Source organism: Paracidovorax cattleyae (assembly GCF_900104515.1).
GTDB lineage: Bacteria > Pseudomonadota > Gammaproteobacteria > Burkholderiales > Burkholderiaceae_C > Paracidovorax > Paracidovorax cattleyae.
On sequence record NZ_FNJL01000055.1, the window covers coordinates 1 to 11,745 of the forward strand.

Genomic DNA, 11,745 nt, shown 5'->3' on the forward strand with positions numbered 1-11,745 from the left:
CCACGGCCGGCGGCAAGAACGTGGCCCCGCGCGTGGCCGCCAAGCTCGATGTCGCACAGATCAGCGACATCACCAAGGTCGATGGCCCCGACACGTTCGAGCGCCCGATCTACGCGGGCAACGCGATCGCCACGGTGCAGAGCAGCGACAGCGTGAAGGTGATCACCGTGCGCACCACCGGCTTCGACGCTGCGGCGGCCACGGGCGGCTCGGCCGCGGTGGAGAAGTCCGATGCGGCCACCGACAGCGGCAAGAGCCAGTTCGTGGGCCGCGAGGTCACCAAGAGCGACCGGCCCGAACTCACGGCAGCCAAGATCATCGTCTCGGGTGGCCGGGCGCTGGGCAGCGCGGAGAAGTTCAACGAGGTGATGACGCCGCTGGCGGACAAGCTGGGCGCGGCCATCGGCGCGAGCCGTGCGGCGGTGGATGCGGGCTATGCGCCGAACGACCTGCAGGTGGGGCAGACGGGCAAGATCGTGGCGCCGCAGCTCTACATCGCGGCGGGGATCTCGGGGGCGATCCAGCACTTGGCGGGCATGAAGGATTCCAAGGTGATCGTGGCGATCAACAAGGATGCCGAGGCGCCGATCTTCAGCGTGGCCGACTACGGGCTGGAGGCGGATCTGTTCACCGCCGTGCCCGAACTCGTGAAGTCCCTCTGACCCCGGCGGCCCCGACGGAGCCGCAGGCTGCCATCGGGGCCTCCATGAGGGCATCGCACGCGGTGCCCTTTTTTTTGCCCGGCCCGCCCGGTCCGCGGCCGTTTTCATCGATTCCGGAGACATTCCCATGAGCTACACCGCCCCCGTCAAGGACATGCTGTTCGCCATCGAGCACCTCGCGGGCATCGCGCAGGTCGCCGCGCTGCCGGGCTTCGAGGAGGCCGGCCTGGACACGGCGCAGGCGGTGCTGGAGGAATGCGCGCGCTTCAACGAGGGCGTGGTGGCTCCGCTCAACGTGGCGGGCGACCGCAACCCGTCGTCCTGGAAGGACGGCCGGGTGACCACCACGCCGGGCTTCAAGGACGCGTTCCGCCAGTTCGCGGAAGGCGGCTGGCAGGGCCTGCAGCATCCGGTGGACTTCGGCGGCCAGGGCCTGCCCAAGACCATCGGCGCGGCCTGCGCCGAGATGCTCAACGGCGCCAACATGAGCTTCGCGCTGTGCCCGCTGCTGACCGACGGCGCCATCGAGGCGCTGATCACCGCCGGCAGCGACGAACTCAAGACCACCTACCTGGAAAAGCTGGTGACGGGCGAATGGACCGGCACCATGAACCTGACCGAGCCGCAGGCCGGCTCGGACCTGGCCCTGGTGCGCACGCGTGCCGAGCCGCAGGGCGACGGCACCTACAAGGTCTTCGGCACGAAGATCTTCATCACCTATGGCGAGCACGACATGGCGGAGAACATCGTGCACCTGGTGCTGGCCCGCGTGGCCGGCGCGCCGGAAGGGGTGAAGGGCATCAGCCTGTTCGTGGTGCCGAAGTTCCTGGTGAATGCAGACGGATCCCCGGGCGCGCGCAACGACGTGCAGTGCGTCTCCATCGAGCACAAGCTCGGCATCAAGGCCTCGCCCACGGCGGTGCTGCAGTTCGGCGATGCGGGCGGCGCGGCGGGCTATCTCGTGGGCGAGGAGAACCGCGGCCTGGAATACATGTTCATCATGATGAACGCGGCGCGCTACGCCGTGGGCCTGCAGGGCATCGCGGTGGCCGAGCGCGCCTACCAGCAGGCCGTGCAGTACGCGCGCGACCGCGTGCAGAGCCGCCCCGTGGACGGCAGCCTGCCTGGCAGCGCCGCCATCATCCACCATCCCGACGTGCGCCGCATGCTCATGACGATGCGCTCGCTCACCGAAGGCTGCCGCGCCATGGCGAGCGTGGCGGCCGCGGCCTATGACGCCGCCCACCACCACCCGGACGCCACGGTGCGCAAGGAGAACCAGGCGTTCCACGAATTCATGGTGCCGCTCGTGAAGGGCTACAGCACCGAGATGAGCCTGGAAGTGACCAGCCTGGGCGTGCAGGTGCACGGCGGCATGGGCTTCATCGAGGAAACGGGCGCGGCGCAGCACTACCGCGACGCACGCATCCTGCCCATCTACGAAGGCACGACCGCCATCCAGGCCAACGACCTCGTGGGCCGCAAGACGGCGCGCGACGGCGCGGCCACGGCGCTGGCCGTCGCGGCGCAGGCCCGCAGGACGGCCGACGAACTGCGCGCGGCCGGCACGCCCGAGGCCCGGGCCGTGGCGCGCCGCCTCGCCGAGGCCTGCGACGCGTTCGAGGAAGCGGCGCGCTTCATCGCGGCGAACGCCAAGTCCGACCCCAACGCCGCCTTCGCGGGCAGCGTGCCCTACCTGATGCTGGGCGGCAACCTCGTCGCCGGCTGGCAACTGGGCCGCGCGCTGCTCAAGGCCCAGGCGCTGCTGGGGGCCGGGCAGGGCGATGCCGCCTTCCTGCACGCCAAGGTGGCCACGGCGCGCTTCTATGCGGAACACATCCTGGTGCGCACGAAGCCCCAGCGCGACGCCATTGTCGAAGGCGCGGCCAGCGTGACCGGGCTTGCACCGGACGCCTTCTGAGCGGCCCTTCGCCGCAACCACTTCCCTTCGCCGTCCAGTCCACAACAACATCCGGAGACTTCCCCATGCGCAGCACCCTGCCGCCCGTGTTCCAGAAACTTTCGCTGCCGGTCATCGGCTCGCCGCTCTTCATCATCAGCAATCCCAAGCTGGTGATCGCGCAGTGCCAGGCCGGCATCGTCGGCTCCATGCCGGCGCTCAACGCCCGGCCCGCCGAACTGCTGGACGAATGGCTCGCCGAGATCACCGAGGCGCTCGCGGCCTGGGACCGCGCCCATCCGGATTCGCCCGCCGCACCGTTCGCGATCAACCAGATCGTGCACAAGAGCAACGACCGGCTGGAGCACGACATGGAGGTCTGCGCCAGGTACAAGGTGCCGATCGTCATCACCAGCCTGGGCGCGCGCGAGGACGTGAACCAGGCCGTGCACGGCTGGGGTGGCGTGGTGCTGCATGACATCATCAACAACAAGTTCGCCCGCAAGGCCATCGAGAAGGGCGCCGACGGCCTGATTGCCGTGGCGGCGGGCGCGGGCGGCCACGCGGGCATCAAGAGCCCGTTCGCGCTCATCCAGGAAATCCGCCAGTGGTTCGAGGGGCCACTGGCGCTTTCGGGCTCGATCGCCTCGGGCGGCGCCATCCTGGCCGCGCAGGCCATGGGCGCCGACTTCGCCTATATCGGCTCGGCCTTCATCGCCACGCACGAGGCCCGTGCGCAGGAGGCCTACAAGCAGGCCATCGTGGACGGCAACTCCGACGACATCGTCTACAGCAACCTCTTCACGGGCGTGCATGGCAACTACCTCGCCCCCTCCATCCGTGCCGCCGGGCTCGATCCGGACCACCTGCCCGAATCCGATCCCAGCAAGATGAACTTCGGCGGCGACGCGAAGAAGGCCTGGAAGGACATCTGGGGCTGCGGGCAGGGCATCGGTGCGATCACCGAGGTGGCGGGCGCGGCCGAGCTGGTCGGGCGCCTGCGCCGCGAGTACGCTGCGGCCCGCGAACGCCTGGCGCTCTGAACGGCCGCGGCGCTTTCCGCGCACCGGGGCGGCCCGGCCTCCCGCGGACGGCCTTGCTGGGGCAAAATACCGCCCCCACGGATCCCCATAACACCAAGAACCGTCTTCGCGCCGCGCGCCGCCCTGCCGGGTGTGCCGCAGCGTGCGCGCTCCCCGCATGCCGTCCTCACCGTCCCGCAGCACCCTGATCGATTCGGTCAAGGGCATCGCCTGTGCCACGATCGTGGCGCACCACCTGGCCTTCTACGGGCCCATGTCCGAAGTGGCCCAGCCGCTCATGCCCGGGCTCATCGCCTGGCTGACCAACCATGGCCGGATGGCCGTGCAGGTCTTCCTGGTGCTGGGCGGCTACCTGGCGGCGGGGCGGCTCGCCGCCGCAGGGGGGCCGCGCTGGAACGGCACCGCGCCGGAAATCGGGCGCCGCTTCGTGCGCCTCGTGGTGCCGTATGCCGTGGCCCTGGTGCTGGCCGTGCTGGCCGCGGCGGCGGTGCGGCCCTGGCTCGACCATCCCTCGGTGCCCTCGGGACCGAGCCTGCCGCAGTTGCTGGCCAACGCGCTGATGCTGCAGGACATCGTGGGCGAGGAGGCGCTGTCGGCCGGCGTCTGGTACGTGGCGATCGACTTCCAGCTCTTCGCGCTCTCGGCGCTGCTGCTGGCCGCCGCGCGCCGCGGGGCCCGTGTGCTGCCCACGCTGGGCCGCGAGGCTGTGCAGCCCCTGGCGCGTGCGGGTGTGGCGGTGGCCACGGCGCTGTCGCTCTGGGTGTTCAACCGCCATCCGGCGCTGGACGCCTGGGCGGTGTATTTCTTCGGTGCCTATGGACTGGGCATGATGGCGCGCTGGGCCGTGGCCGCGCCGCGCGGCAGCCGTGCCACTGCCGCCTGGCTGTTGCTGATCGGCCTCTGGGGCGCGGTGGCGCTGGCGCTGGATTTCCGGGAGCGCATCGCCGTGGCATGGTGCACGGCACTCGGGCTGGTGGTGGTGCTGCGCTGGCTGGAAGGCCGCGCCGCACTGCAGCGACCCGGCACGCCGGCCGCGCAGATGCCGGCTCTACCCGCGGCGCCGGTGGATCCCGCATGGCGTCACTGGCCGGCGCGCCTGGGGCGCATTTCCTATTCGGTATTCCTGGTGCACTTTCCCGTGTGCCTGCTAGTGAACGCAGCAGTCACCACGGCCTGGCCCGACTCCGTGGCCTTCAACGCCCTGGGCATGGCTGCAGCGCTGGGGCTGTCCATCGCGGCGGGACGCCTGCTCTACGACCGGGTGGAGCGGCATGTGCCGTCGTGGACGGTGGCACTGCGCTGGCAGGCGGGCCTGGTGGGCGCCGGCCTGGTGGTGGTCCTGGCGGCAGGCCGCCTGGGCTGAAACCCCGCCGGGAAACACCCCGGTCTTTCCTGCCTGGCATGGCTGCGCACCGGCAAGGCCGGACGCAGGCCCGCCGGCGCAGGCGGGTCAGCGGGCGTGGCTTGCAGGCTGGGGCGGAGCGTCGATGAGCAGGCCATCTTCCGGCTCGCGGGGCAGGGCGCCAGTGGCTGCGGGCAGCGCCGGAGCAGCCAGCACGGCCACCACCGGCAAGCCGTCTTCCATCGGCACCACGGCCAGGGCCGCGCGTTCGCGCGCGCCGCGGCGCCAGTCGATAAACCAGGCCATGAACGGCAGCAGCAGCATCGACCCCGGCACCGCCCAGATCAGAAGATAGGGACTGACAGCCGAGGCCGAGCGCATCAGGCCGCGCAGGCGTTCGCGTTCCTCGGCGCTCCAGCGGCCCTGGCGGCGCTGCCGCAGCAGCCATGCCACGGAGCCGCGCATGGTGGCCAGTTCCTGGCGGAAGCGGCCCTGCTCGCGCCGGTTGCCCGCCAGGAAGGCGCAGAACCATTCGGGCGTCCAGTCGCCGCGCAGCCAGCGCCGGGTGGCGGCACAGCCGGTCTCGGCCACCGCCCGCGCACGGTCCGGCCCGGGGGCCGACGCCGAAGACCCGCCCTGCGGCAATCCGGACGACGGAGGGAGCTCCGGCAGGGAGGCCGGAACCTGGGGGGCAACTGCGGAAGCGGCAGACGGCGGGTTCATGGGAGCAGGGGCGGGTAAAGCGTGGCAGGGGATGCCTGAGCGTTGCCCCACTGTGCCATGGAGCGAAATCTCGTGCTGCCCACAGTGTATCCGATGGCTGTATATTCATACAGTTTTCCGGTGCACCTGGAGTTGCCCATGACCGAAGTCCACATTCCCCTGCAGAGCATCAAGGGCCGCGGCACGGCGGCACGCACGCCGCACCGCTTCATGCGCGATGCCCGCGCCGCATTCGACGATGGCTGGGGCGGGCCCGCGGCGCAGGAGGGGGAAGACGGTGCGCCGCCCCCGCCCGCCACCCAGGTCATCCTGGAAACCGCACGCAGTGCGATCTGCACCAACGATTCACCCGACATCTTCTTCGACCATTCCGTCAATCCCTACCGCGGCTGCGAGCACGGGTGCGTCTATTGCTACGCGCGGCCCACGCACAGCTACCTCAACCTGTCGCCGGGGCTGGATTTCGAGACCCGCATCATCGCCAAGCACAACATTGCCGAGGTGCTGCGCAACGAGCTTGCGCGCCCCGGCCATGTGCCCCACCTGCTCAACGTCGGTTCCGCCACCGACTGCTACCAGCCGGTGGAGCGCGACCTGGGCCTCACGCGGGCCGTCATCGAGGTACTGCGCGATGTGCGCCACCCGTTCTCGCTCATCACCAAGTCGAGCGGCGTGGAGCGCGACATCGACCTGCTCGCGCCGCTCGCGCACGAACGCCTGGCCGCGACCTACGTCACGATCACCACGCTCGACCCCGTGCTGGCGCGCCGGCTGGAACCGCGCGCCGCGGCCCCGCACCGCCGGCTGCGCACGATCCGCACCCTGGTGGAGGCGGGCATTCCGGTGGGCGTGAGCGTGGCCCCGCAGATCCCGTTCATCACCGAGGACATGGAGCAGGTCCTGGAGGCCGCGCGCGATGCCGGCGCCACCTCGGCCTTCTACACCGCCATCCGCCTGCCGTGGGAGCTGGACGGGCTCATGCGCGAGTGGCTGGAGCTGCACTACCCACAGCGTGCGGAGCGGGTGATGGCGCGCATCCAGGACCTGCACGGCCTGGATGCCGAAGCGCGCGCGGCCGGCCGCACCTACGACAGCCGCTTCGGCTCCCGCATGAAGGGCAAGGGCCTGTGGGCCGACCTGCTGCGCCAGCGGTTCATGGCCGCGTGCCGGCGGCTGGGGCTGAACCGTGAGCGGATCGAGCTGGACATGGCGCAGTACCGGCCCGGGTTGGCGAGGGGGCAGGGGAGCCTGTTCTGAACCGCCTGGCGCAAGCCTCCAGGTATCAAGCGCTGCCTCGGGCTTTTCCCGAAGTGCGCCGGGGCAGCGCCATCGCCGCCACGCCCGCCAACACGCATGCGATTCCGACCCATGCCGCGGGCTGCAGCCTCTCTCCGAGGAACACCACGCCGATCCCCACGCCGATGGGCACGCGCAGATAGGCCTGTGCCGTGGTGCCCACGCTGCCCAGAGTGCGCAGCAGGTGGAAGTACAGCACCAGGGCGAGCGCGGTCGAGAGCACCGAGAGGGCGAGCAGGGCCAGCAGGGATGCCGGGCTTGCGGCGATGGTCCACGGGCGGTCGCAGAGCAGGCTGAAAGGCAGCAGGACGGCCGCGCCGCACAGCAGCGAGCCTGCGGCGGGAAGCACCGGGTCCATGCCGCCGAACCGCCGGCCGAAGAGCGATGCAGCCCCATAGCACGCCGAGGCTGCCACGATGGCGAGCTGGGCCCGGGTGCCGTGCCCGAGGCCCTGCCAGGTCTCCATGCCGACGATGAAGCAGGTGCCCAGCAGGCCGCAGGCCACGCCCATCCATTGGCGTGCCGTGGCGGCTGGATGGCGGCGCGCGAGCGCGGCGAGCAGCACGGCGAAAAGGGGCGATGTGGCGTTGAGCACCGTCGCCAGCCCGGCGTCCACCGTCTGCTCGGCCCAGGCGATCAAGGTGAACGGCACCACGCTGTTCAGGCAGGCCTGCAGCAGGAAGGCCGCCCAGGTGCGCCCATCCCGGGGCAGTGCCAGGCGGCGCCAGCGGGCGATGCCCAGCAGCAGCAGGCCTGCGACGAAGGTTCGGGCCGCGATCAGGGTGACGGGCGGAATGGTTTCGACGCCGATGCGGATGAAGGTGTAGGACGCTCCCCAGCAGGTGGAGAGCGCGAGCAGCAGGGCCAGTTCACGGACGATGGGTGCAGGCGGGCTGGATGGCATGGAGGTTTTTCCGGTGGCCGATGGTGCGGGACACTGGAAAGTCTCCTGTCAGGCGAGGACGGGATGCTTCGTGCTGGAGCGAAGGGTTGCCTCCTTCAGCGGAGCGGGGCGATCCGGCCATGCCGCGCGGGGCACACGCCACCGCGGCTGGCGCATCAGCCGGGAGGCGTTTGCGTACCTTATGCAGCACGCGCCGGCGTCAGTCCCGCTTCTCCTGCAAGTGCAACCGCGTCAGCAGATGGTCCCGGGGCGGCATGGGTTCCGTCAGCCAGCGATCGAGCATGGCGCCGTTGCCGGACGCGGGGTGCGTGGCAGTCCGGGTACCGGAGGCCGGGCGAGGGGCGGGGTCTGCTGCCTCCGTGCCCGTATCCGTCGGGCTTCCGGTGTCCTGCAGCGATGCCATCGCGTCATGGTACGAAGCCGTACTGGCCAGGGATGGCGACGGTGCTTTCGGGTAGAGGCTGGTGAGCGACTGGGAGGTTCGCGCGTCCTCGTATTCCGTGGAGGATGCCAAGGAATGCCAGTCCGTGCGGCTGCTGGCCTCCGATCCGTCCATGGGCGTGCGTGCTCCCGGGGAATGCGCCTGGGTGGGTGATGCCATCGGCCGCAACCGAGCGTATCCCGAGTGGGGGACCGGGGGTTGGGGATTCTCTTCACGGAGGCGCTGGCGGCGCTCCTCTGCGTCTTCCACCTTCTCCCGCCGCATCGCTTCCCGGAGCGTCATGCCTTCGGGAGGCGCCGCCTCGTCCGCAGGGCGCTCGCGGAGGGTCGGCAGGGACGGAGGGCGCGGCTCCCGGGGGCCGGTGTGCCCTCTCGACCACGGATTCATGGTGTCCGAGCGCCCCGGCCATGGGCCGGCGTCTTCCATTTCGTGGGTTTCCCCGGAAATCCATCCGTCGTCCCGCAGACCCTTGAGCAAATTCTCGATGCCTTCGTCGCTCAGGTCCATCGCAGCCTCGTCCTGCAAGCCGTGGAAGTCTGCTCCGGCGTGCGGGCCCGATGCGATGGGGTGGCCTGCAACCCGTGGCGTTTCCGGCAAGGCATTGCGCGGTGGCGGGCTGGATGTGGATGCCTGGGCACGGCGGGGTGAAATCGGCACCGATGGCGTGGCTTGCCTGCTGCTCCGGCGCGAGGAGGGGCCGGCGCTCGACGTTGAGCCTTCCGGTGCGGCTCCGGGTGGAGAGTGTTTGCGCGACGTCGTGCCGCTGTGGAGCCAGGCGAGAAGTTTGGTCATGGTGGTGGGCCGCGGCTGTGCGTGGGAGAAATTCCCATGCTCCGGCGGACTGGCTGGAATCTTCGTGCGCCTGCGAAGTGCAGTGTTGCGGGGCGAAGCGCTTTGTCTCGGCAAGTGCGCGGATCCACGGTGCCGTGGATGCAAGAAGAATCTGCGGCCCCCGCCGTGAAAACGCAATTCGCTGCGGTTGGGGAGCTGGTTTTGGCCGCGCGGAAGGAGCAGAAATTCCTAAGCTTCCTTTTTTGGAAATTTCCAGGAGTTCGACCCATGGCCTTGCGTGATTTCAAAGTGCTCACTTTCGACGTTGTCGGCACCCTCATCGATTTCGAGGGCGGCATGCTGGCCTACCTGCGCGAGGCCGTGCCGGGTTCGCCCGTGTCCGACGAGACGTTCCTCGCGGCCTATCGCGCGGCCCGCAAGAGCGGCGATACCGATGCGTATCCCGATGATCTCGTGCGCTGCTGGCATGCGATCGCTCCGCAGCTGGGCCTGCCCGACAGCGATGCACTCGCGCAGGGTTTTCGCGACTCCGTGCCGCGCTGGCCGGCGTTTCCCGACGCGCCCGGGGCGCTGCAGCGCCTGCGCCGGCACTTCAAGCTGGTGACGATGACCAATGCGCAGGCCTGGGCGCTGGCACATTTCGACCGCACGCTCGGCGCATCGTTCGACCTGCTGCTGTCCGCCGACGATGCCCTGTGCGAGAAGCCCGATGCATGCTATTTCGCCTATGCGCGCGGCCGCTACGAGGGTGCCTGGGGTTTCCGGCAGGCGGACAACCTGCATGTGGCGCAGAGCCAGTACCACGACATCGGCATCGCGCGGCAGCTGGGCATCCGCAGTTGCTGGATCGAGCGGCGCCACGGCATGAAGGATTCCGGCGGCACCATCGAATCCGAGCACACCGTGCCGGATTACCACTTCCATACGCTGGCGCAGCTGGCCGACGCGGTAGAGGCCGGGCAATGAGCCTGCAGGACGTCGCCCGGCCCGTCGCCGACCTGCTGCCCGACCTGGTCGCGCTGCGCCGCGACCTGCATGCCCACCCGGAACTGGCCTACCAGGAGCGCCGCACGGCCGGCATCGTGGCGCAGTCGCTGCGGCTGCTGGGCCTGGAGGTGCACGAGGGCATCGGCGGCACCGGGGTGGTGGGCACGCTGCGCATGGGCACGGGGCCGCGCAGCGTGGGCCTGCGTGCCGACATGGATGCGCTGCCGATGGTGGAGCTCGGTCGCTCGCCGCACGCGAGCCGCCATGCGGGCGCCCACCACGGCTGCGGGCACGACGGGCACACGAGCATGCTGATCGGTGCGGCGCACCAGCTGGCGCGCACGGGCGGGCTGGACGGCACGGTGCATTTCATCTTCCAGCCCGCGGAGGAGGGGCAGGGCGGCGCGCGGCGCATGATCGAGGACGGCCTGTTCGAGCGCTTTCCGTGCGACAGCGTCTATGCGCTGCACAACTGGCCCGACCTGCCTGTGGGCACGGCACGCACGCGGCCCGGTCCCATCATGGCGGCGGCCGACCGCTTCGACATCGCCGTCCGCGGCCGCGGCGGCCATGCGGCGCAGCCCCACCACACGCCCGATGCGATCCTGGCGGCGAGCCAGCTCGTCGCCCAGCTCAATACCATCGTGTCGCGGCGCATCGACCCCGGTGAATCGGCCGTGGTCTCCGTCACGCGCATCGAGGGCGGCCAGAGCCACAACGTGCTGCCCGCCGAGGTGCGCATCACAGGCACCGTGCGCAGCTTCGACCCCGAGGCGCAGGACCGGATCGAGGCAGCGCTGCGTGCCGCCTGCCAGGGCATCGCGCTGGCGAGCGGCACCACGGTGGAGGTCCAGTACCTGCGCTACTACCCGGCCACCATCAACACGGCCCCCGAGGCTGCGCTGGCACTGGACGCCGCGGCCGCCATCGGCCTGCAGGCCGAGGTAGCGCCGCGCGCGGCGTTCACATCGGAGGATTTCGCGTTCATGCTGCAGCGCAGGCCGGGCGCGTATCTCTGGCTGGGGCAGGGGCGGGCGGATCCGGGGCCGGAGGGGGAGCGGCCGCTGCACCATCCTTGCTATGACTTCAATGATGAGGTGATGGGGTTGGGGGTGGGGTGGTTTTGTGAGTTGGCGCGGCGGGCTTTGGTGGGGTGATTTTTTCCCGGGGCCGGGATGTGCGCCCGGCGGCGCACCTGCTTTCTTTTGCTTCGCCAAAAGAAAGCAGGCAAAGAAAAGGCGAGCCCTGGTGTCTGCGTCCCCCTTCGCCCCGTTGGGGCGAAGGGGGCAGCCTGTGGTGCTCGGAGGCAAGGCGCGGCTGCGGAACTCGCTGCGCGCTGGCGCGCTCCGCTCGGACAACCGCAGCCAGTCAGATCACGAAGCAGGCGTGTCCTTCGGCACGCCTGCGCGCCTTGCCTCCTGCGCTCCTCGGCGCAGCCACGAGGGCGGGGTGCCGCATACGGGCCATTGCTTCGCTCGGCCTGGGGTGCGCGAATGCGTTGCACCGCGCACCGTTTTTCCCGGGACGGAGCGCTGGGCCTTTGGCCGAGCGCAGCGACGGCCTTGGGGCCGAGCAACGCGAAGGCCCGGGTCACCCCTTCTGGATGCGCCTGGGGCGCGCAGGGGGTGGGGTGGCGGGCGTGCCGCAGGACACG

The 11,745-nt window shown here is 70.4% G+C and carries 10 protein-coding genes; 7 read left to right on the forward strand and 3 right to left on the reverse strand.

Features of this window, described 5'->3' with window-relative positions; translation table 11 throughout:
* From BLR05_RS24685 to BLR05_RS24700, 4 genes are all read left to right on the forward strand, one after another.
* The coding region (locus BLR05_RS24685) for an electron transfer flavoprotein subunit alpha/FixB family protein (RefSeq protein ID WP_092840272.1) at window positions 1–662 on the forward strand (662 nt) is incomplete at its 5' end.
* A gap of 127 nt (window positions 663–789) precedes the next feature.
* Window positions 790–2,583, forward strand: coding sequence for an acyl-CoA dehydrogenase (locus BLR05_RS24690; RefSeq protein WP_092840275.1), 1,794 nt, complete (start codon window positions 790–792; stop codon window positions 2,581–2,583).
* Window positions 2,584–2,648: 65 nt separating this feature from the next.
* Window positions 2,649–3,605, forward strand: coding sequence for an NAD(P)H-dependent flavin oxidoreductase (locus BLR05_RS24695; RefSeq protein ID WP_092840277.1), 957 nt, complete (start codon window positions 2,649–2,651; stop codon window positions 3,603–3,605).
* Window positions 3,606–3,762: 157 nt separating this feature from the next.
* On the forward strand, window positions 3,763–4,968 hold the full coding sequence (locus BLR05_RS24700) for an acyltransferase family protein (RefSeq protein ID WP_092840280.1): 1,206 nt from the start codon (window positions 3,763–3,765) through the stop codon (window positions 4,966–4,968).
* A gap of 87 nt (window positions 4,969–5,055) precedes the next feature.
* On the opposite strand, the gene BLR05_RS24705 is transcribed toward BLR05_RS24700, so the two are convergent.
* Window positions 5,056–5,670, reverse strand: coding sequence for a hypothetical protein (locus tag BLR05_RS24705; RefSeq protein WP_225978907.1), 615 nt, complete (start codon window positions 5,668–5,670; stop codon window positions 5,056–5,058).
* 138 nt (window positions 5,671–5,808) lie between these two features.
* Between BLR05_RS24705 and BLR05_RS24710 the strand changes: the two genes are divergently transcribed.
* A complete protein-coding gene (locus tag BLR05_RS24710; protein ID WP_092840286.1) occupies window positions 5,809–6,927 on the forward strand; it encodes a PA0069 family radical SAM protein in 1,119 nt (372 codons plus the stop codon).
* A gap of 25 nt (window positions 6,928–6,952) precedes the next feature.
* Here the strand turns inward: BLR05_RS24710 and BLR05_RS24715 are convergent, their stop codons facing one another.
* Entirely contained in the window at window positions 6,953–7,870 is a 918-nt protein-coding gene (locus BLR05_RS24715) for a DMT family transporter (protein WP_092840289.1), read from the reverse strand.
* A gap of 199 nt (window positions 7,871–8,069) precedes the next feature.
* Window positions 8,070–8,819, reverse strand: coding sequence for a hypothetical protein (locus BLR05_RS24720; RefSeq protein ID WP_092840297.1), 750 nt, complete (start codon window positions 8,817–8,819; stop codon window positions 8,070–8,072).
* A gap of 552 nt (window positions 8,820–9,371) precedes the next feature.
* Here BLR05_RS24720 and BLR05_RS24725 point away from each other — a divergent pair.
* Window positions 9,372–10,070 (forward strand): HAD-IA family hydrolase, encoded by a 699-nt coding sequence (locus tag BLR05_RS24725; RefSeq protein WP_092840292.1) that lies wholly within the window; start codon window positions 9,372–9,374, stop codon window positions 10,068–10,070.
* Window positions 10,067–11,248: a M20 aminoacylase family protein gene (locus tag BLR05_RS24730; protein WP_092840294.1), complete on the forward strand. Its 1,182-nt coding sequence runs from the start codon at window positions 10,067–10,069 to the stop codon at window positions 11,246–11,248. Before BLR05_RS24725 ends, BLR05_RS24730 begins: the two co-directional genes overlap by 4 nt.
* Window positions 11,249–11,745: the final 497 nt, after the last annotated feature.

What these genes read in the sequence shown, in the direction of transcription:
- BLR05_RS24690 (WP_092840275.1), top strand. Translation starts at nt 790, where the DNA reads ATGAGCTACACCGCCCCCGTCAAGGACATGCTGTTCGCCATCGAGCAC.
- BLR05_RS24695 (WP_092840277.1), top strand. Translation starts at nt 2,649, where the DNA reads ATGCGCAGCACCCTGCCGCCCGTGTTCCAGAAACTTTCGCTGCCGGTC.
- BLR05_RS24700 (WP_092840280.1), top strand. Translation starts at nt 3,763, where the DNA reads ATGCCGTCCTCACCGTCCCGCAGCACCCTGATCGATTCGGTCAAGGGC.
- BLR05_RS24705 (WP_225978907.1), bottom strand. Translation starts at nt 5,670, where the DNA reads ATGAACCCGCCGTCTGCCGCTTCCGCAGTTGCCCCCCAGGTTCCGGCC.
- BLR05_RS24710 (WP_092840286.1), top strand. Translation starts at nt 5,809, where the DNA reads ATGACCGAAGTCCACATTCCCCTGCAGAGCATCAAGGGCCGCGGCACG.
- BLR05_RS24715 (WP_092840289.1), bottom strand. Translation starts at nt 7,870, where the DNA reads ATGCCATCCAGCCCGCCTGCACCCATCGTCCGTGAACTGGCCCTGCTG.
- BLR05_RS24720 (WP_092840297.1), bottom strand. Translation starts at nt 8,819, where the DNA reads ATGGACCTGAGCGACGAAGGCATCGAGAATTTGCTCAAGGGTCTGCGG.
- BLR05_RS24725 (WP_092840292.1), top strand. Translation starts at nt 9,372, where the DNA reads ATGGCCTTGCGTGATTTCAAAGTGCTCACTTTCGACGTTGTCGGCACC.
- BLR05_RS24730 (WP_092840294.1), top strand. Translation starts at nt 10,067, where the DNA reads ATGAGCCTGCAGGACGTCGCCCGGCCCGTCGCCGACCTGCTGCCCGAC.